Below are 18,865 nucleotides of genomic sequence, written 5' to 3' on the forward strand. Positions count from 1 at the left end.
CCCTATGCGGGGACCGACGGGGCGGTCCGCGCGGCCGCGGCGGCGGTCCGGTGCCTGCGGACCGGCAGGGTGAAGGTCGGGTGCAGGGTTCCCCACATACTGCCTTTGACGACGAATTTCTTGTACGCGTTCGCGGGGCCGCGGGTCAGCGCCCAGGTGGTGCGGGCGCCGTTGACGATCTGGAGGATCGCGTCGTTGCGGCCGAGGCTGATGTGGTTGCCGTAGTAGGCGAGCGAGGTCTGGCTGATCTCGGTGCCGGTGAGGTCGCCGATGATCGCCTGGAGGGCCTGCTTTCCGGTGAATCCGGCGGAGGCGCAGGACATCTGGAGCGGGAGGCCGTTGTCGCCGATGGTGAAGACGGCGTCGCCGACGGCGTAGACGTCGGGGTGGGAGACCGAGCGCATCTGGCGGTCCACGGTGATCCGGCCGTCCGGCCGCACCGCCAGGCCGCTGGCGGCGGCGATGGGGTGGACCGCGAACCCGGCGGCCCAGACGGTGGCGTCGGCGGCGAGGAGGCGGCCGTGGCCGGTGAGGGCGCCCGCGGCGGTGACCTCGGCGATGCGGGTGTGCTCGTGGATCTCGATGCCGAAGCGGTCGAAGGCCTTCAGCAGGTGGCGGCGGGCCTTGGGGCCGAGCCAGCCGCCGAGTTCGCCCCTGGTCGCCACGGCGACGCGGAGGCCGGGCCGGGCCTCGGCGATCTCGGTGGCGGCCTCGATCGCGGTGAGGTTGCCGCCGACGACGAGGACGCGGCCCTCGCCGTCGAGTTCGTCGAGGCGGGCCCTGAGTTTCAGCGCGGCGGGCCGGGAGGCGACGTGGTGGCCGTGCTCCTCGGCGCCGGGCGTGCCGTCGACGGCGGCGGTGCTGCCGAGGGCGTAGACGAGCGTGTCGTATTCGAGCCGCTCGGTGCCGCGCTCGTCTTCGAGGGTGACCGTCCGGGCGTCGGCGTCGACGGCGGTGACGCGGGCGATCCGCAGCCGGATGCCGGTGCCCGCGAAGACCTCGGCGAGTTCGTGCTCGGGCATCGGGTGCCCGGCGGCGAGTTCGTGGAGGCGCAGGCGCTCGACGAAGAGGGTCGCGGCGTTGACGACGGTGATCTCGACGTCGTCGTGGTGCAGGCGGCGGGCGAGGTTGCCCGCGGTCCACGCTCCGGCGTATCCGGCGCCGAGGACGGTGATGCGGTGCTTCGGGTTCATGGTCTCACTCCTGTCTGGCTGGCTCGGACTCTGAACGGGGCGGCGCCGGAATCCATGACAGGAAGTAGTTGTGCGATGCGTCTCAGTCGGCGCTGTCCTCGTCGCCCGCGGGCACGCTGCGGCGCCCCGAGCGGCGGTGTTCGAGCTGGTCCATCTCGTACCGGGCGTACCAGGGCGCCCAGCCGTCCTGGCGGAACCACTGGCGGCCGGTGCGGGAGGCGAGGCCGCCGAGGATGCTCAGCCCCATGGCGATCCAGATCGGGGCGATGACGAGCGCGGTGATGTCGCCGTAGGTCCGCGAGACCCCGATGATGCCGATCGCGGTGTTCGTGATTGCGAAGACGACCGCGAACGTGCGGGCCCAGCGGCGGCCGCGGCCGAGCTGGAACACGATGGCCGCGTAAGGGATCGTCAGGAGCGCGATGAGCGGCAGGACGATCGCGATGGGGAAGGACGTGCCGACGGGCAGGGCCTGTTCGAGTTCGGAGACGCCGGGGACGTCGGCGGTGCGGGACTCGACCCAGCGCAGCAGGCGCGGCCCGAGCCCGAGGCTGACGCTGACCAGCATGAAGTACTGGAACACCATCATGACCTGGGCGAGGTCGACCGAATGCGGCTTGTCGTACAGCGGTGCGGGGCCGGAAGCGACGGGGCTGTTCACGGGAGCTCCAAACACTGGGCTGACTCCAGGGTACGTCCGCGGAGCCGCTGGTGGGGAACCGGTTTTCAGTCGCCGCGGGCCCGCGGCCCGGCCCAGCGCCACACGGGGGGCGAGACGAGCGCACCGAGGCAGGCGAGGTCGAGGACGCCCGCGAGCTTTTCGAGCGGCGGGGCCGCGAGCCACGAGTCGGGGTCGGCGAGGAGGACCATCGCGGGCACTCCGGTGGTGACGACCGCGAGGAACCAGGCCCAGGCGCGGCGGTGCCAGATCCCGAAGGCGTACACCAGGAGTCCCGAGGCGGCGACGACGGCCGCCGTGAGGAACGCCGGGCTCGTGTACCCCATGCGCCCGCACTGCGCGTCGTGCGGGCCGCACGCGAAGTACTCGGGGACGAGCACGGCCATGAAGTCGATCCAGCCGAGCACGAGCAGGCCCATGAGCAGCCGCACCGTGAGCGGCCTCGCGGCCGGCGTGCTCGTGGAGTCCGCGCCCATGGGCTCATTGTGCGGCACGGGGCGCGGGCGCGTACAGGGGTCCCGGGACCGGGTCCGAGGACTTGACGCGTCCGCGGGGGTGAGGACACTGAGGTGGAGACGGATGCGGAGGTCGCGATGGGGTTCTCAGGGCTGCGGGTGGTCGTCACCGGCGGCGGGCGCGGGTTCGGGCGGGCGCTGGCGGTGTCGCTGGGGCGCGAGGGTGCGGAGGTGTTCGTGTCGGCGCGGCGGTTCGACGCGGCCGAGGAGACGGCGCAGCAGGTGCGGCACGTCGGCGGGCGGGCGCATGCGTTCGAATGCGACCTCGCGGACTCGGTGTCGGTGCGGGAGTTCGCCGAAGCGCTCGCAGAGACGAGCGACGCGGTGGACGTGCTCGTGAACAACGGTGCGCCGTACCTGGACGCGGGCGGGTTCACCGAGGCGACGGACGAGCAGGTCGCGGAGGTGATCGCCGCGGGGGCGGCCGGGACGGTGCTGGTGACGAAGGCGGTGCTGCCGCTGCTGCTGCGCAGTCCGCGGCCCGACATCGTGACGATGGTGTCGGGGTGCGGCGAGTACGGGAACCACCGGTCGGCCGCGCACGAGGCGTTCTACGCGGCGAAGGCCGCGCAGGCCGGGTTCACGGAGGTGCTGTCGAAGCGCCTGCGGCCCAGCGGGGTCCGCGTGATCTCGCTGTACCCGCCGGACTTCGACGACGCCGACCCGCTCGGCCCGGCGTGGGACGAGGAGCGCGGGACGGGCGACGCGCTGGGCGCCCGGTCGCTCGTGGACTGCGTCCGGTTCGCGATCGGGCAGCCCCGCGACTGCTTCATCAAGAGCTTCTACTTCGAGCAGGCCTAGCCCGCAAGGGGTCAGGCCGGGACGGGTGCGTCCTCCGGGACGATGTCGGTGATGAGGTCGGCGCACCACTGGAGGAGCGCGAGGCCCTCCAGGGGCTTGCCGCCGACGCGGGAGGTCGTGGGCCGCGGGACGCTGATGAGGCCCGCGGGGGCCTTGTAGTGCGCGTCCGGGTAGTGGCGGCCCAGGCGCAGCTGCTTCGAATCCGGAAGATCCACTGTGGAGAACCGGAGGTTCTTGCCCTGCAAGGCGATGTCGGTGAGCCCGTGGCGGCGGGCGAGGAGCCGGAAGCGCGCCAGGTGGAACAGGGTGAGCACCTGCTCGGGGGAGGGCCCGTACCGGTCCTCCATCTCCTCGCGCACCTCGTCGAGCTCGGCCTCGTCGCGGACCTCGGAGACCTTGCGGTACATCTCCAGGCGCAGCCGCTCCACTTCGATGTAGTCGAACGGGATGTTCGCGTCCAGCGGCAGCTCGACCTTGACGGGCGGCGGGGGCTCTTCGGCGCCGCCCTTGAAGGAGGTCACCGCCTCGCCGACCATCCGCAGGTACAGGTCGAAGCCGACGTCGGCGATGTGCCCGGACTGCTCGGCCCCCAGCAGGTTCCCGGCGCCGCGGATCTCCAGGTCCTTCATGGCGACGTACATGCCCGCTCCGAGTTCGGAGTGCTGCGCGATCGTGGCGAGCCGCTCGTGCGCGGTCTCCGACAGCGGCTGCTCCGGCGGGTACAGGAAGTACGCGTACGCGCGCTCGCGGCTTCTCCCGACGCGGCCGCGGATCTGGTGCAGCTGCGAGAGGCCGAGGAGGTCGGCGCGCTCGACGATGAGGGTGTTCGCGTTCGGGATGTCGATGCCCGACTCGATGATCGTGGTCGAGACGAGCACGTCGTACTCGCCCTCCCAGAAGCCCTGCATGATCTGCTCCAGCTGCGTCTCGCTCATCTTCCCGTGGGCGACCGCGATGCGGGCCTCGGGGATGAGCTCGCGCAACCGCGTCGCGGCCCGGTCGATCGACTCGACCCGGTTGTGCAGGTAGAACGCCTGCCCGTCGCGCAGCAGCTCGCGGCGGATCGCGGCGGCGACCTGCCGGCCCTCCCACGCGCCCACATACGTGAGCACCGGGTGGCGTTCCTCCGGGGGCGTGGAGATCTGCGACATCTCGCGGATGCCGGTGACGGCCATCTCCAGGGTCCGGGGGATCGGCGTCGCCGACATGGTGAGCACGTCGACGGCGGTGCGCAGGGCCTTGAGCTTCTCCTTGTGCTCCACGCCGAACCGCTGCTCCTCGTCGACGATGATGAGCCCGAGGTCCTTGAAGCGGGTCTCGGCCTGGAGGAGCCGGTGCGTGCCCACGAGGATGTCGATCTCCCCCGCGGCGATGCCCCGCTGGATCTCGGCGGCTTCGCGCGCGGACTGGAACCGCGACAGCTGCTTGATCTTCACCGGGAACTGGCCCATGCGCTCCACGAACGTGCCGTAGTGCTGCGAGGCGAGGAGTGTGGTCGGGACGAGGACCGCGACCTGCTTGCCGTCCTGCACGGCCTTGAACGCCGCGCGCACTGCGACCTCGGTCTTGCCGTAGCCGACATCGCCCATGACGAGCCGGTCCATGGGGACGCGGGCCTCCATGTCGGCCTTCGTGTCGATGATCGCCGAGAGCTGGTCGGGGGTCTCGATGTACGGGAACGCGTCTTCGAGCTCGCGCTGCCACGGCGTGTCCGGGCTGAACGCGTGCCCTTCGGCCGCTTGGCGGGCCGCGTAGAGCTGGATCAGCTCGGCCGCGATCTCGCGCACGGCCTTGCGGGCGCGGCGCTTCGTCTTCTGCCAGTCGGCGCCGCCGAGCTTGTGGACGGTGGGCTGCTCGCCACCGACGTACCGGGTGAGCTGGTCGAGCGAGTCGGTCGGCACGAACAGGCGGTCGCCGGGCTGGCCGCGCTTGGACGCGGCGTACTCGATGACGAGGTACTCGCGCTCGGCGCCGCCGATCGCGCGGCGCACCATCTCCACGTACTTGCCGACGCCGTGCGCGTCGTGGACCACGAAGTCGCCGGGCGAGAGTTCGAGCGGGTTGACCGCGCCCCTGCGCTTGGCGGCCTTGCCTTTGCGGGGCCGCTGCGCCGCGAGGGCCTTGCCGCCCGCGATGTCCGCGGCCGTGACGGCGACGAGCCGGTCGCTGATGAAGCCGAGCGCGAGCGTGCCGACGCACGCGACGACCTCGCCGCGCGCGAAGTCCGCGGGCGCGGACTCCAGGTGCGCGCCGATGCCTTCGCCGCGCAGCTGCTCGGCGGCGCGCTCGGCGCCGCCGAGGGCCGGGTAGACGACCGCGACGGCGCGGCCCTCGCGGGTCCAGGCGCGCAGATCCTCCACGAGCTGGGCCGTGTTCCCGTGGTAGCGCGGGGATTCGGCGAAGCCGAGGTCGACGGTGACGCCGTCGTCCTCGACGCCGGTGCCGTAGGAGAGCGGCTCGCCGGTGATCGCGGCGAGCTCCGCGGCCGAGGCGTCGTCGATCGCGTCCTCGGGGGCGACGGCGAACGGCGAGATCGTCCACCAGCGCTGGCCCTTCGCGAGCGCGGCCGTGCGGGCCTCGGCGAGGTCGTGGAACGTGCCCGCCCCGAGATCCACGGGCGCTTCGGCGCCGGCCGCGGCGGCGGCCCAGGACGCTTCGAGGAACTCGTTCGAGGTGGCGACGAGGTCGAGCGCGCGGGTGCGGATGCGCTCGGGCTCGATGGCGACGACGAGCGCGTCCCGCGGCAGGACCTCTTGGAACAGCTCCAGGTTCCCGGTCCCGGCGAGCGCGGGCAGGAGCGACTCCATGCCTTCGACGGGGATGCCCTGGGCGAGCTTCGCGCACATCTCGGCGAGCCCGGGGTAGGTCTCGCCGAGCGCGGCGGCCTTCTCGCGGACCTCGTCGGTGAGGAGCAGTTCGCGGCAGGCGACGGCGCGCAGCTCGGCGGGCTCGTCCCCGGCGGCGGCGTCGAGGGAGCGCTGGTCGGCGACGGAGAACTCGCGGATGGTGTCGACCTCGTCGCCGAAGAACTCCAGGCGCAGCGGGTGCTGGGCGGTCGGCGGGAACACGTCGAGGATGCCGCCGCGGACGGCGAACTCGCCCCTCTTCTCAACGAGGTCGACGCGCTCGTACGCGAGGTCGACCAGGTGCGCGGCGAGGTCGGTGAGGTCGGTCTCGTCGCCGCGGCGCAGGTGCACCGGCTCGCGCGAGCCGAGGCCCTTGAGCTGGGGCTGGAGGGCGCCGCGGACGGGCGTGACGATGACGCGCGGGACGTCCCCGGCGTGGATGCGGTGCAGCAGGTCGAGGCGGGCGCCGACGGTGTCGGAGCGCGGGGAGAGCCGCTCGTGCGGGAGGGTCTCCCAGGCCGGGTAGTAGGCGATGTCGTCCTCGGCGAGGTACGACGCGAGGGACTCGGCCAGCTCCTCGGCCTCGCGGGAGGTCGCGGTGATCGCGAGCACCGGCCCGGCGGCGTGCCGCGCGGCCTGGGCGAGGGCCAGGGGCCGCGCGCCGGGGACGGCGACGACGTCGACCGGGCGGTCGGACCCGGAGGCCAGTTCGGCGAGGCGCGCGAGCTTCGGGGCGTGCGCGGCCGCGTCGAGCAGGCTCGCGAGCTTCGGCTGGCCTTCGGACATTCGCGGGCTCCCTGTGCGAGAAGAGTGCCGCCCGGCGGATCGCGGGCACGACGGATGGCCGGAGACAGCCCTGACGGGGGGCTGTTCCGGCGACCGGTCGAGTCTACCTCGCGGCGTCCCGCAGGGCGCCGGTGATTATTCGAGCGCTAGTTGGCGGCGCCGCGGCCGCCCTGGTCGAAGATGAGCGCCTGGATCTCCGGCAGGTTGTAGAGCATGCCGATGACGACGAGGACGGTGAGGATCGGCAGGAGGATGCGGTTCTCCTCCTTGCCGCCCGCGCGCAGCGCGATGGCCTTGGGCAGGCCGACGTCCTTCCAGCGGCGCCCCTGGATGGGGATGGGGAAGAACAGGGGGGAGCCCATCTTGGTGATCATGTCGCCGAGGATGTGGATGAAGCAGCCGATCCCCATGGCGAGGCCGAGGATCCAGTAGTCGCGGCCCTCGGGGAGGAGCCGGAACATGCCGTAGGCGGCGACGAGGGAGACGCCGGTGACGACGATCCACCCCTTCTTCTCGACGGTCTCGGCGAGCAGGCCGCGCACGGCGAGACCGGTGAGGACGAACAGGATCGCGACCACCGCGGGCTTGCCGAACCAGTACGCGAGGTAGCCGGTGCCGGTGCCGACGAGGGCGGCGTGGACGAACGTGTGCGTGAACGTGCGGTGGCCGTTCTTGCGGGGCTTGTCCTTCTTGGACTTGGTGAGCAGGTAGAACCAGTAGCAGAGCCGTTCGACGACCTCGGCGACCATCAGGGAGGCGACGCCGAACGAGCGGGCCACAGTGGACCCGCCTTTGTTCTCGGTGACCTTGCCGGCGCAGTCGATGTCGGGGTAGAGCGCGGCGCCGGCGGCGACGATCGTGCCGACGACCAGTTCCGCGGAGGACTGGTCGATGCCGAACGCGATGTCGGCGACGGCCGATCCCGCGAGCCACAAGGCGGCGCCGGACATGGCGTGGGTCGGACCCATGACCATAGGGGGACTCCTTCAGGGCAATGCATTGCTGTGCAGGGCGGTGTTCTCAGGGCGGCGGTGAGCAGTCGAGAAGCTGGCGACACTATCCCACACCGGCACCAATCCCGGTGTCCCAGGAGTATCCGGACGCCGCAACAGGATTCGCATACCGGTCCTATCACGATCGGCCCGGCCGGTGGCCGTTCGCGCTATGGTCGAGGAGTGTTCGACTCAGCGATGCTGGCCGCGTACCTCGAACGCGTGGGCGTCACGGCCCCGCGTCGCCCGACCCTGCACGCGCTCAGGCGGGTCCACCGCGCCCACGTCGGCGCGATGCCGTACGAGAACCTCGACATCCAGCTGGGCCGCCCGATCAGCCTCGACCCAGACGCGCTGTTCCGCAAGCTCGTGGAGCGCGGGCGCGGCGGCTACTGCTACGAGCACAACGGGGTCCTGGCGCTCGCCTTGGAGGCCATGGGCTTCGACGTGCGCCGCGTCCTCGGCGGGGTCGCCCGCGAGACCGAGGGCGACAAGAACTGGTGGAACCACATGCCGCTGGTGGTGCGCTTCGACGGGAAGCACGGCGGCACGGAGTACCTGGCGGACGCGGGGATCGGGACGGGCTTCCGCGACCCGCTGCCGATCCGCAACGGCAGCTACCGGGTCGGGGCGTTCAACTTCGGCATGTGGAGCCTCGGCGGCGACACGTGGCGCTGCTCGATCGACCCGCGCGTCTCGAACCTGACGTTCGACTTCCGGCTCCCCGCACGGCGACCCGAGGAGTTCGCGGACCGGTGCCGGGAGCTGTCGACCTCGCCGGAGTCGCCGTTCGTGAAGACCCTGACGGTGCAGAACCCGCGCGAGGACGACATGTGGGTGCTGCGGGCCCGCACCCTCACCGTGTACGACCCGCGCCAGCCCGACTTCAAGACCGTCCGGGTCGTGGAGGACGCCGACGCGTTCGCGACGCTCCTCAGAGGACGGTTCAACCTGACGCTCGCCGACGACGAGGTCGCGGCGCTGTGGGCGAAGGCCGCGGCCCAGCACGAGCAGAAGCTCGCTGAGGACGCGACGGCCGAGGCGCTCGAAGGCGCGGTCTAGCGCGCCTCGGCTTCGGCGCGCTGCCTGGCGGTCTCGTAGAGCGCGACCGTGCCCGCGTTGGCGGCGTTCAGCGACGACGCGGCCTTGGGGGACATGGGGATGCGCGCGACGGCGTCGGCGAGGTCGTGCCAGGCCTTCGACATGCCCTCGGTCTCGTTGCCGACGACCAGGAGCACCGCGCCGGTGAGGTCGTGGTCCGAGAGGGCCTTCTCGCCGTGCTCGTCGGTGCCGACGACCGCGGGCTTGTGGTCCTGCTTGGCGGCCCATTCGACGACCTCGTGCGCGGAGGCGGCGTTGACGACGGGGACGGCGAACAGGGACCCGGTGGAGGCGCGCACGGCCTTGGGGTCGTAGGGGTCGGCGGCGTTGCGTCCGGTCACGATGACCGCGTCGGCGCCGAACGCGTCGGCGGAGCGGATGAGCGAGCCGACGTTCCCGGGCCCGGCGGGCCGGTCGATGACGAGCCCGAGCCAGCCGGGGCGCACGGCGAGCTGCGAGAGGCGGCGCTTGGGGATCGCGACCTGCGCGAGGAGTTCGGGCGCCTCGCCGTCCTTGTCCCCCAGTTCGGCCATGAGGTCGGCGGCGACGGCGGCGCGCTCGGTGTGCGGGGCGTCGAGGAGCCCTTCGGCCCACGCCGAGAGGCGCGGCCGGTCGGCGTCGTACAGCAGCTCCTGCACGGTCCAGCCGTGCTCGACGGCCAGCGTGATCGGCCGGACCCCCTGGACCAGGAACGACCCGGCCCGGTGCCGCTTGGTCCGGTTGCGCAGCAGGGTCTCCCACTGCTGGAACTTCGCGTTCCGGACGCTCACTCGCAAGCTTCTCGCCATGGTCTCCGCGCTTCGAATCGGGTGGAAGCGCGAAACTAGCACGGGACCGGGGCCGGGCCCCGGTCCCATGGTCGATTTGCGACGCTGGAGGCGATCAGCCCGTGTTGCGCAGGCCCGCCGCGATGCCGTTGACGGTGATCAGGAGCGCGCGCTTGAGCTGCGGGTCCACGTCGCCGTCGGCGCCGCCCTCGGAGCGGTAGCGCTTGAGCAGCGACACCTGGAGGTGGTGCAGCGGCGCCAGGTAGCGGTCGCGCACCTCCAGGGTGCGGGCGAGCTGCGGGCTGGAGGCGAGGAGGCGCTCCCCGCCGGTGAGCGCGAGGACCTCGCGCACCGTGGCGGCGTGCTCGTCCTTGATGGCGTCGAAGATCGGGCGCAGCCGCTCGGGCACGAGCGTCGAGACGTACTGGCCCGCGATCGACAGGTCGGTCTTCGCGAGCGTCATCTCCACGTTCGACACGAAGTTGCGGAAGAAGTGCCACTTCTCGTACATCTCGGCGATGTCGCCGCCGAGGCCCGCCTCCCGGGCCGCGGCGAGGCCGGAGCCGACGCCGTACCAGCCGGGGACGATCTGCCGCGACTGCGTCCAGCCGAACACCCACGGGATCGCGCGCAGGCCCGAGAGCCCCGCGTCGGTGTTCGGGCGCTTCGACGGGCGCGAGCCGATGTTCAGCGCGCCCAGCAGCTCCGTGGGGCTCACGGCCCAGAAGTACTCGGCGAGGCCGTCGCGGCCCGTCAGGCCCCGGTAGGCGGCCTTGGACGCCTCGGAGGTCTGGTCCATGACGTCGAACCAGCGGGCCAGCACCTCGGGCTGGTGGCGCGGCTCGGTGTGCAGCAGCGTCGCCTTCAGCGACGCGGCCACGGTCAGTTCGAGGTTCTCGCGGGCCAGCGCCGGGAGCGTGTACTTGTCGGAGAGGACCTCGCCCTGCTCGGTGATCTTGATGGCGCCGTCGAGGGTGCCCGAGGGCTGCGCGAGGATCGCCTCGTGGGTGGGGCCGCCGCCGCGGCCGATGGTGCCGCCGCGGCCGTGGAACAGGCGCAGGCGCACGCCGTGCTTGTGGGCGACGTCGCGCAGCTGGCGCTGGGCGGCCTGGATGTTCCACTGGGAGGCGGTGATCCCGGCGTCCTTGTTGGAGTCGGAGTAGCCGAGCATGACCTCCTGGACGTTGCCGCGGGCGGCGACGATCGCGCGGTAGGCGGGCAGGCTGAGGAGCCGGTCGAGGAGGACGTCGGCGCCCGCGAGCTCCTCGACCTCTTCGAGGAGGGGCACGAAGCCGACGTCGGCGCGGCCGCGGGCGACGTCGATGAGCCCGGCGTCGCGGGCGAGGATCGCGGGGGCGAGGACGTCGCCGGCGTCGTGGGTCATCGAGATGATGTAGGACTCGACGATGGCCTTGCCGAACTGCTCCTGGGCGTCGCGCACGGCGTGGAAGACGTCGAAGGTCTTGCGGTTGGCGTCGGTGAGCTCGACGTTCACGGGCGCGAGGGGCCGCTGGCCGGAGAGTTCGCGGGCGAGGAGGTCGCTGCGCTCCTCGGGCGTGAGGTCGGCGTAGGGCTTGTCGAGTTCGCCGGTGGCGTCGTACAGCTCGGCGAGGACGGCGTGGTGGGCCTCGGAGTGCTCGCGCACGTCCATGGTGGCGAGCTGGAGGCCGAACGCGGCGACGGTGCGGATGACGCGGTCGAGGACGCCCTTGGCGGGGAGCTGGCCGCGCTGGCGGGCGAGGGAGTCGCGCATGACCTGGAGGTCGGCGAGGAGTTCGCGGCCGTCGGCGTAGTCGAAGCCGGGGCGGTGGGGCAGGCCCTCGGCGTGGCGGGCGCGGGTGTTGGCGAGCTTCGCCTCGATGGCGCGGGCTTTGAGCCGGTAGGGCTCTTCGGCGTGGATGCGCTTGTAGCGGCCGGGGATCGCGGTGCCGAGCCGGTCGAGGTCGGCGTTGACGGAGTCGAGGAGCTCCTGCGAGGCGGGCCGGACCGCTTGGGATACCGAGAGTTCGTTGATGAGCCCGGCGACGGCGCCTTCGGCGGCGGCGATGCCGTGCTCGTGCTGCATGAGCAGGACCTGCTTGGTGACCTCGGGGGTGACGAAGGGGTTGCCGTCGCGGTCGCCGCCGATCCAGGTGCCGAAGCGCAGGGGCGCGGTGCCGGGGCGGGGGGAGCCGCCGAGGTCGGTGAGGGTGGCGTTGAGGTCGGTGAGGACGCGGGCGGCGGCGTCGCGGTAGAGGTCGGTGAGGTAGTAGATCGCGTTGCGGGCCTCGTCGGTGGGCTCGGGCTTCTCGACGCGCAGTTCGTCGGTCTGCCAGAGGAGGTCGATGATCTCGGCGAGGCGGGAGTTGACGGCGTCGACGTCGGCGGAGCCGAGGACGGCGCGCTCGGCGGCCTCGGCGTCGAGGAGGTCGGCGATGTTCCGCAGCTTGATGAGGATGGAGCGGCGGGCGGCCTCGGTGGGGTGGGCGGTGAAGACGGGGCGCACTTCGAGGCGCTCGGCGGCGGCCGCGATCTGGTCGGCGGGGACGTCTTCGAGGGTGATCTCGGCGCGGGCCTGGGAGAGCCAGCCGCCGTTCTCGGCGCGGGAGCGGCGCATGTCGCGGGCGCGGTGGACCTGCTCGGTGATGTTCGCGAGGTGGAAGTAGGTGGCGAACGCGCGGGCGAGGTCGACCTCCTCGGTGACGTCGAGCTTGGCGAGGCGGGAGGCCACGTTCTCGGGCTGGTGGCGGACGAGGCCGCGCACCTCCTCGACGAGTTCGAGCAGCTGGGGGCCCTCCTGGCGGACGAGCGCCTGGCCGAGGAGGTTGCCGAGGCGCCGGATGTCGCGGCGCAGCTGCTTGTCGTCGGTGCCGCTGGAGGAGTCGTAGTAGTCCATGGGAGGTCTCCACTGCTGGTCTGGGCAAACCCAAGAGGGGCCGCTCGCGCCGACGTCCTTGTCCGCGGTGAACTGCTGTGCTCTGAGAGCGATGTCAGCGTAACTTACCGGTAATGGCCGCGCCACTTTCTCAGTCCGCCATGCGGGACGATGCGGTGCGTTCCCGGCCGCAGCGGGTGAGGCGGGTGACGGACCCGTGGCATACCCTGGTTCGACCGATACCGAAGCCGCCCCGATCGTTCCGCTGCGAAGGGACCCCGACCGCCGATGTCTGACTGGGTACTGCCCGACGAGATCCTCGCCGAGGCGCCGAGCCACACCCCGCTCCCGCATGAGCTGGCCGACCTGGAGCTGCTGCTGTACGGCGCGTACGCGCCGCTGCGCGGGTTCATGGGCGAGGCCGAGGCGCGGTCGGTGACCACGACGGGGATGCTGCCCGACGGGACGGCGTGGCCGGTGCCGGTGACCCTGGACGTGCCGGTCGCCATCGCGCGGCTGCTCGACAACCCGGACCCGAAGCGGCGTGTGCTTCGCATCACCGACCCGGAGGGGGCGCCGGTCGCCGCGGTCGAGTGCCACAGCCTGGACGCGCTCGGGCCGGACATGGTGCGGGTCGGCGGCCCGGTGCGGCGGATCGCGGACGCGGCGCACGGGGTGTTCACGGGCCTGCGGGCGACGCCCGAGCAGGCGCGCACGACGTACACGAAGCCGCGGGTGCTGGCGCTGGTGGCGGACCGGCCGCTGCACCGGCCGCAGCTCGCGCAGCTGGCGCGCGCGGCCCACAACCTCGCGGCGCACGTGCTGGTGATGATCCCGACCGGGGACGAGACGAACGGCGGCCGGGAGCTGCGGCTGCCGACGGCGGCGCTGGTGCGGTCGGTGCTCGCCGCGAAGGACCGGCTGCCGACGGCGACGGTGCTGACGGTGCCGCTGTCGAAGCGCGGCGACCGGCTCCGCGACGGCCTGCTGACGGCGAAGGTGGCGGCCGCGTACGGGGCGACGCACCTGATGACCGGGCCCGACGGGCTCGGCGGGGGCGACGGCGTGCGGTCGATGGTGCCGCGCGAGCTGGCGTACGACACGCGGGACGGCCAGTGGCGCCCGATCGAGGACATCGAGCCGCCGTTCCGGCGCACCGCGCTGAGCGAGGCCGAGATCGCGGACATGCTCGACCGGGGCTTCGGGCTCCCGGAGTGGCACACGCCGCCGAGCGTGGCCGCGGAGCTGCGCAAGGCCCGCCCACCGCGGCGCCAGCGCGGCCTGGTGCTGTTCTTCACGGGCCTGTCGGGCTCGGGGAAGTCGACGATCTCGCGGGGCGTCCACGAGGCGCTGCTGGAGGACGGGACGCGCACGGTGTCGCTGTTCGACGGCGACGTGGTGCGCCGGCTCCTGTCGTCGGGGCTCGGGTTCACGCGCGCGGACCGGTCGGTGAACGTGCGCCGCATCGGGTTCGTCGCGGCCGAGGTGGCGCGGCACGGCGGCATCGGCATGGCCGCGCCGATCGCGCCGTACGAGGCGGACCGGGCCGAGGCCCGGCGCATGGCCGAGGCGGCGGGCGCGGACTTCGTGCTCGTGCACGTCTCGACGCCGATCGAGGTGTGCGAGGCGCGGGACCGCAAGGGCCTGTACGCGAAGGCGCGCGCGGGCCAGATCCCGGAGTTCACGGGCGTGTCGGACCCGTACGAGCCGCCGCCGCACGCGGAGCTGGAGATCGACACGAGCGAGATCACCGTCGGCGAGGGCGTGGAGCAGGTCCTGGAGTACCTGTCCGAGGGCGGCTGGCTGGAGCCGATCGGGCTGCGGATCGCTTAGGGGGCATGGGAAGGGCCCGGGTGGGAGCCCGGGCCTTTCCGCTCGTCTACAGCAGCGTGGACCAGTAGTCCCAGAAGCCGGTGCCGACGATGCCGATGACGGCGACGTACAGCAGGGCCAGGCCGATCCAGTGGAAGCGCAGGACGTCGTCGACGGCGTCGCGCCAGTCCGCGGACACCGGGATCGCGCCGGTGCGGAGGTTGCGGACCGTGGTGAACCAGAAGATCGGCAGGACCACCGCCCACACGGCCATGCACCACGGGCACAGGACCCCGATCCGGTACACCGACTGGAAGATCAGCCAGGACACGAAGCCGATCCCGGCGAGCGCGCCGAGGTTGAACGCGAGCGCGATCCACCGCGGCAGCTCGGTCTTGGAGAGCCACAGGACCCCCATGAAGACCACGAGCGGGAACGCCGCGAGCCCGATGAGCGGGTTCGGGAACCCGAACACCGACGCCTGCCACGTGTTCATGACGGTGCCGCACGACAGCACCGGGTTGAAGTTGCACGAGATCTGGTGGTTCGGGTCGATGAGCGAGGCGATCCGCTCATAGGTGAGGTCGAACGCGGCCGCGAGGCCGACGAGCCCGCCGACGAGCAGGACGAGCCCGGTGACCGTGCGCCCGCGGGCCTCTCTTCCGGTCTCGCCGAACGCCTCGTCCATGAGCGCCCCCTGGGTGTCTGTCGTGGTTGCCGTCGATGTGATCACGCAAGGGTAACGAGCGCGGCGCGACCGGAGTTGCGCGCAAAGCGCCGAATGTGGCGATCCGGACGATGTGGAACCGGGCGGGGCGCTCCGGCGTCGAAACGGCAGGCGGCCTGCGTCAGACCCGCAGGGACCGGCCCCCGTCGACCACGAGCGTCTGCCCGGTGACGTACGAGGCCGAAGGCGCGCAGAAGAACACGGCCGCGGCCGCGACCTCCTCGGGGGTTCCCGGGCGGCCCATCGGGCCGTCGAGGCCCTGCTGGAGCTCGGGCACGGTGGACGAGCCGGTGCGGACCAGGCCCGGCGCGATGGCGTTGACGGTGACGCCGTCGGCGACCACCTCGGTGGCGAGGGCCTTCGTCAGGCCCGTGACCCCGGCCTTCGCGGCCGCGTAGGCGGCCTCGGCGGGGACGGCGTTGACGACGCCGGCGGTGGCGGCGACGTTCACGATGCGGCCCCAGCCGCGCTCGGCCATGGGCTGCACGAACGCCCGCGACACCAGGAACGCCGTGTCGAGGTTCCGCGACAGCTCCGAGCGCCAGTCCTCATAGGACAGCTGGGCGACGGGCTTCACGACCGCCGGGTCCGACTTCGACGTCAGCCCCGCGTTGTTGATCACGATGTCCACCTCGCCGACCGCGTCCACGACGGCGTCGGCCAGACCCCCGACCTCCGCCTCGTCGGTCAGGTCCGCGACGAAGCCGACCGCGTCGATCTCCCCCGCCCGCTCGTGGATCCGCTTCGTCGTCGACACGATCGCGACCGTCGCGCCCGCCAGCCGCAGCCGCGTCGCGATCGCCATCCCGATCCCGTCGGGCGCACCGGCGCCGGTGACCAGCGCGATCTTCCCTGCGAGCGAATCGAGCTGCTGGAGCCGCCCGAGCTCCGTCAACGGGCCCTGACCCGCGGAAGGCAGGTCGATCACCTCGGCGAGGCCGTCTTCGAAAGCGTCGCGGCTCGATCGCGGTTCAGTCATGCGGGCAGTGTCTCACGGGGCCCCGACCAAACGCACCACCGCCGGGCCGAACAGCGCGAAACCGCCACCATCAGGGCGTACCACCGGGGTCGGCACGGGCGCCTCCCGCGGCGTGGGACCATCGGGGCATGGAGCCGAACCTTGGCCCGGTCCTGACGGCGCTGGCGCGCAGCGCGGTCGCGACCTCCTTCGGCCCGCGCCCGCCCGGCGCGGCCGAACTGCTCGCCGACGCACCGACCGCGCTCGGCGAGCGGGCCGCGACGTTCGTCACCTTGGAGCGGGAAGGCGTGCTCCGCGGCTGCATCGGCACCCTCATCGCCGTGCGGCCCTTGGGATTCGACGTGGTCCGCAACGCGCGCCTCGCCGCGAAGGACCCGCGCCTGCCCGCCGTCGCCGCAGAGGAGGTCCCCGGGCTCACCGTCAAGGTCTCGGTCCTGTCCCCGTCCGAACCGCTTGCGGCCCAGGACTTCCCGACGCTCCTCGACGACCTGCGGCCCGGCGTCGACGGCCTCGTGCTCAAGGACCTCGACGGACACCGCGCCACGTTCCTGCCGTCGGTGTGGGCGAACCAGCCCGACCCCGAGCGCTTCGTCGCCGCGCTGCTGCGCAAAGGCGGCTGGCCCCGCCGCATCTGGGACGGCGGCCTCCGCTCGGCCCCCTGGCCCAAGGGCCTGACGGCCGAGCGGTACGGGACCACGGACTACGTCGGCGCGCCCTAGCGGCGCAGACGGGCTACTCGGGCAGCACGACCAGGTTTCCCTCGGCGGTCTTGACCGCCGAACCGGACACCGAGACCGACACCGCGACGCCGCCCTCCACGACCACCTCGCCGTACAGCGACGACGGCCGCCCGACCTCCGCGCCCTGCGCGATCTCGTACGCGTGCACGCCGTCCCCCTCGATCAGGCCGACGTCAACCAGGTGCACGCCCAGCGCCACCGCGGCCGACCCCGTCGCCGGGTCCTCCCCCACGCCCACGTGGAACAGCCGCGCGTGGACGGCGGCGTGGTCGGCGTCGAAGCTGAACACGTACACCTTGTCGAGGTGCCCCGGCACGTCGACCGCCGCGGCCACGTCGCTCTCGGCGACCCGCACGAAATTGTGGTCGAGCCCGGCGCTGGCGTTCTTCGGGGTGCCGATGATCCGGTCGGGGTGCAGGCCGAGCGCCGCCGCGGCGGTCTCACGGTCGATCTCGGGGCCGACGGCGATCGCGGTGGACGTGAGCTTCGCCGCGTCCCCGTCGACGGCGACGGTCATGAGGCCCGCGCCGCACTCCTGGACGACCCGGCCGTCCTTCGGCGCGACCCGCCCGGCGGCCGTGACGGCGACCGCGGCCCCGATCGTGGGGTGCCCGGCGAACGGCAGCTCCTCCGCAGGGGTGAAGATGCGGGCGAGGTAGTCGGCGCCGGGATCGGTTGCGGGGAGCACGAACACGGTCTCGGAGAAGCCGAATTCCTTGGCCACGGCCTGCATCTGGTTCGTGGAGAGGTCCTGGCCGTCGTAGACGACGGCGAGCTGGTTGCCCGCGTACGGGCGGTCGGAGAAGACGTCGTAGATCGCGAACGGAAGCATGAAGCACTTATAGCTCGCACCGGGTGACGAGCGGGCGGTAAGGCTACGCTCACATTGGCGCCTGCGGGCACGTGGTTACGATTGGGTCATGTCTGACAACGCCGCCGTCGTCGAGGCCGTACACGAAGCGCTCTCGCACGTCAACGACCCCGAGATCCGCCGTCCGATCACCGAGCTGGGGATGGTCGACACCGTCGCGGTCGAAGGCGGGCGCCTGTCGCTGACCATCCTCCTCACCGTCGCGGGCTGCCCCATGCGCGACACGCTCCAGCGCGACATCGCCGCCGCCGTCGACGGCGTGGACGGCGTCACCGAGCTCGAACTCGAATTCGGCGTCATGAGCGAGCAGCAGCGCGCCGACCTCCAGGTGAAGCTGCGCGGGAAGGCCGGCGCCGAGCCGGTCATCCCGTTCAACCTGCCCGAGTCCCGCACCCGCGTGTTCGCGATCGCCTCCGGCAAGGGCGGCGTCGGCAAGTCGTCGATGACCGTGAACCTCGCCGCCGCGCTCGCGGCCAAGGGCCTGTCGGTGGGCGTCGCCGACGCGGACATCTACGGGCACTCGATCCCGCGGATGCTCGGCGTCGAGGGCGCCCCGACGCAGGTCGAGGACATGATCATGCCCCCGCAGGCGCACGGCATGAAGGTCATCTCGATCGGCATGTTCACGCCCGGGAACACCGCGGTCGTGTGGCGCGGCCCGATGCTGCACCGCGCGCTCCAGCAGTTCCTCGCCGACGTCTACTGGGGCGACCTCGACGTGCTCCTGCTCGACCTGCCGCCCGGGACCGGCGACATCGCCATCTCGGTGGCGCAGCTCCTGCCGACCGCCGAGCTCGTGGTCGTGACCACCCCGCAGCAGGCCGCCGCGGAGGTCGCCGAGCGCGCGGGCGCGATCGTGACGCAGACCCACCAGAAGCTCGCGGGCGTCGTCGAGAACATGTCGTGGATGGAGCTGCCCGACGGCTCCCACATCGAGCCGTTCGGCTCCGGCGGCGGCAAGACCGTCGCCGAGGCGCTCACCCGCGACGTGGGCACCGACGTGCCGCTGCTCGGCCAGATCCCGCTGGACCCGAAGCTCCGCGAAGGCGGCGACGCGGGTGTCCCGCTCGTGCTCTCCGACCCCGACTGCGAGGCCTCCCGCGCGATCCGCGCCATCGCCGACCAGCTCGCGGTCCGCAAGGTGTCCTTGGCGGGCAAGCCCCTCGGGCTGAGCGTGGTCTAGGACTCGGAACGAACGGGGC

15 protein-coding genes are annotated in these 18,865 nt (G+C 72.4%); 5 read left to right on the forward strand and 10 right to left on the reverse strand.

Translation table 11 applies throughout. From position 1 onward, the window contains the following. Positions 1 to 2: 2 nt before the first annotated feature. From B0I28_RS17090 to B0I28_RS17100, 3 genes are all read right to left on the reverse strand, one after another. Positions 3 to 1,193, reverse strand: coding sequence for an NAD(P)/FAD-dependent oxidoreductase (locus B0I28_RS17090; protein WP_106365040.1), 1,191 nt, complete (start codon positions 1,191 to 1,193; stop codon positions 3 to 5). Between the two features lie 82 nt (positions 1,194 to 1,275). Next, positions 1,276 to 1,854, reverse strand: coding sequence for a hypothetical protein (locus B0I28_RS17095; RefSeq protein WP_106365041.1), 579 nt, complete (start codon positions 1,852 to 1,854; stop codon positions 1,276 to 1,278). Positions 1,855 to 1,919: 65 nt separating this feature from the next. After that, a complete protein-coding gene (locus B0I28_RS17100) occupies positions 1,920 to 2,348 on the reverse strand; it encodes a hypothetical protein (RefSeq protein ID WP_106365042.1) in 429 nt (142 codons plus the stop codon). A gap of 117 nt (positions 2,349 to 2,465) precedes the next feature. Here B0I28_RS17100 and B0I28_RS17105 point away from each other — a divergent pair, with 117 nt between their 5' ends. Continuing rightward, entirely contained in the window at positions 2,466 to 3,188 is a 723-nt protein-coding gene (locus tag B0I28_RS17105; RefSeq protein WP_106365160.1) for an SDR family oxidoreductase, read from the forward strand. Positions 3,189 to 3,199: 11 nt separating this feature from the next. Here B0I28_RS17105 and mfd read toward each other — a convergent pair whose 3' ends face one another. After that, positions 3,200 to 6,820 carry a transcription-repair coupling factor gene (gene mfd, locus B0I28_RS17110; protein ID WP_106365043.1) on the reverse strand — a complete coding sequence of 1,207 codons (3,621 nt, stop codon included), beginning with the start codon at positions 6,818 to 6,820 and terminating at the stop codon, positions 3,200 to 3,202. Between the two features lie 146 nt (positions 6,821 to 6,966). Further along, on the reverse strand, positions 6,967 to 7,794 hold the full coding sequence (locus B0I28_RS17115; protein ID WP_219926817.1) for a metal-dependent hydrolase: 828 nt from the start codon (positions 7,792 to 7,794) through the stop codon (positions 6,967 to 6,969). 201 nt (positions 7,795 to 7,995) lie between these two features. Between B0I28_RS17115 and B0I28_RS17120 the strand changes: the two genes are divergently transcribed. Next, positions 7,996 to 8,874, forward strand: coding sequence for an arylamine N-acetyltransferase family protein (locus tag B0I28_RS17120; RefSeq protein ID WP_245889015.1), 879 nt, complete (start codon positions 7,996 to 7,998; stop codon positions 8,872 to 8,874). On the opposite strand, the gene B0I28_RS17125 is transcribed toward B0I28_RS17120, so the two are convergent. Continuing rightward, positions 8,871 to 9,701 carry a TrmH family RNA methyltransferase gene (locus B0I28_RS17125; RefSeq protein WP_106365045.1) on the reverse strand — a complete coding sequence of 277 codons (831 nt, stop codon included), beginning with the start codon at positions 9,699 to 9,701 and terminating at the stop codon, positions 8,871 to 8,873. The two genes, B0I28_RS17120 and B0I28_RS17125, sit on opposite strands and share 4 nt — an antisense overlap. Positions 9,702 to 9,795: 94 nt before the next feature. Next, complete coding sequence (ppc, locus tag B0I28_RS17130; RefSeq protein WP_106365046.1) at positions 9,796 to 12,555, reverse strand: phosphoenolpyruvate carboxylase; 2,760 nt, start codon at positions 12,553 to 12,555, stop codon at positions 9,796 to 9,798. A 267-nt stretch (positions 12,556 to 12,822) separates the two neighbouring features. On the opposite strand from ppc, the gene cysC reads away from it, so the two are divergent. Then, on the forward strand, positions 12,823 to 14,367 hold the full coding sequence (gene cysC, locus B0I28_RS17135; RefSeq protein WP_106365047.1) for an adenylyl-sulfate kinase: 1,545 nt from the start codon (positions 12,823 to 12,825) through the stop codon (positions 14,365 to 14,367). Between the two features lie 46 nt (positions 14,368 to 14,413). On the opposite strand, the gene B0I28_RS17140 is transcribed toward cysC, so the two are convergent. Beyond that, on the reverse strand, positions 14,414 to 15,079 hold the full coding sequence (locus tag B0I28_RS17140; protein ID WP_245889016.1) for a vitamin K epoxide reductase family protein: 666 nt from the start codon (positions 15,077 to 15,079) through the stop codon (positions 14,414 to 14,416). Positions 15,080 to 15,194: 115 nt separating this feature from the next. Next, the gene (locus B0I28_RS17145; protein WP_106365049.1) at positions 15,195 to 16,052 is read right to left on the reverse strand and encodes an SDR family NAD(P)-dependent oxidoreductase; all 858 of its coding nucleotides are present in this window, start codon (positions 16,050 to 16,052) and stop codon (positions 15,195 to 15,197) included. Positions 16,053 to 16,180: 128 nt separating this feature from the next. Between B0I28_RS17145 and amrA the strand changes: the two genes are divergently transcribed. Beyond that, the gene (amrA, locus tag B0I28_RS17150; protein ID WP_106365050.1) at positions 16,181 to 16,771 is read left to right on the forward strand and encodes an AmmeMemoRadiSam system protein A; all 591 of its coding nucleotides are present in this window, start codon (positions 16,181 to 16,183) and stop codon (positions 16,769 to 16,771) included. Between the two features lie 13 nt (positions 16,772 to 16,784). Here the strand turns inward: amrA and B0I28_RS17155 are convergent, their stop codons facing one another. Beyond that, positions 16,785 to 17,624: a PhzF family phenazine biosynthesis protein gene (locus B0I28_RS17155; RefSeq protein ID WP_106365051.1), complete on the reverse strand. Its 840-nt coding sequence runs from the start codon at positions 17,622 to 17,624 to the stop codon at positions 16,785 to 16,787. Between the two features lie 88 nt (positions 17,625 to 17,712). Between B0I28_RS17155 and B0I28_RS17160 the strand changes: the two genes are divergently transcribed. Continuing rightward, positions 17,713 to 18,846: an Mrp/NBP35 family ATP-binding protein gene (locus B0I28_RS17160; RefSeq protein ID WP_106365052.1), complete on the forward strand. Its 1,134-nt coding sequence runs from the start codon at positions 17,713 to 17,715 to the stop codon at positions 18,844 to 18,846. Positions 18,847 to 18,865 lie beyond the last annotated feature (19 nt).

This window comes from Glycomyces artemisiae (assembly GCF_003002955.1).
GTDB classification, from domain to species: Bacteria; Actinomycetota; Actinomycetes; order Mycobacteriales; family Micromonosporaceae; genus Glycomyces; species Glycomyces artemisiae.

Excerpts from the sequence above, each read along its gene's own strand:
- B0I28_RS17090 (WP_106365040.1), bottom strand. The coding sequence starts at position 1,193 with ATGAACCCGAAGCACCGCATCACCGTCCTCGGCGCCGGATACGCCGGA.
- B0I28_RS17100 (WP_106365042.1), bottom strand. The coding sequence starts at position 2,348 with ATGGGCGCGGACTCCACGAGCACGCCGGCCGCGAGGCCGCTCACGGTG.
- B0I28_RS17105 (WP_106365160.1), top strand. The coding sequence starts at position 2,466 with ATGGGGTTCTCAGGGCTGCGGGTGGTCGTCACCGGCGGCGGGCGCGGG.
- mfd (WP_106365043.1), bottom strand. The coding sequence starts at position 6,820 with ATGTCCGAAGGCCAGCCGAAGCTCGCGAGCCTGCTCGACGCGGCCGCG.
- B0I28_RS17115 (WP_219926817.1), bottom strand. The coding sequence starts at position 7,794 with ATGGTCATGGGTCCGACCCACGCCATGTCCGGCGCCGCCTTGTGGCTC.
- B0I28_RS17125 (WP_106365045.1), bottom strand. The coding sequence starts at position 9,701 with ATGGCGAGAAGCTTGCGAGTGAGCGTCCGGAACGCGAAGTTCCAGCAG.
- ppc (WP_106365046.1), bottom strand. The coding sequence starts at position 12,555 with ATGGACTACTACGACTCCTCCAGCGGCACCGACGACAAGCAGCTGCGC.
- cysC (WP_106365047.1), top strand. The coding sequence starts at position 12,823 with ATGTCTGACTGGGTACTGCCCGACGAGATCCTCGCCGAGGCGCCGAGC.
- B0I28_RS17145 (WP_106365049.1), bottom strand. The coding sequence starts at position 16,052 with ATGACTGAACCGCGATCGAGCCGCGACGCTTTCGAAGACGGCCTCGCC.
- amrA (WP_106365050.1), top strand. The coding sequence starts at position 16,181 with ATGGAGCCGAACCTTGGCCCGGTCCTGACGGCGCTGGCGCGCAGCGCG.
- B0I28_RS17155 (WP_106365051.1), bottom strand. The coding sequence starts at position 17,624 with ATGCTTCCGTTCGCGATCTACGACGTCTTCTCCGACCGCCCGTACGCG.
- B0I28_RS17160 (WP_106365052.1), top strand. The coding sequence starts at position 17,713 with ATGTCTGACAACGCCGCCGTCGTCGAGGCCGTACACGAAGCGCTCTCG.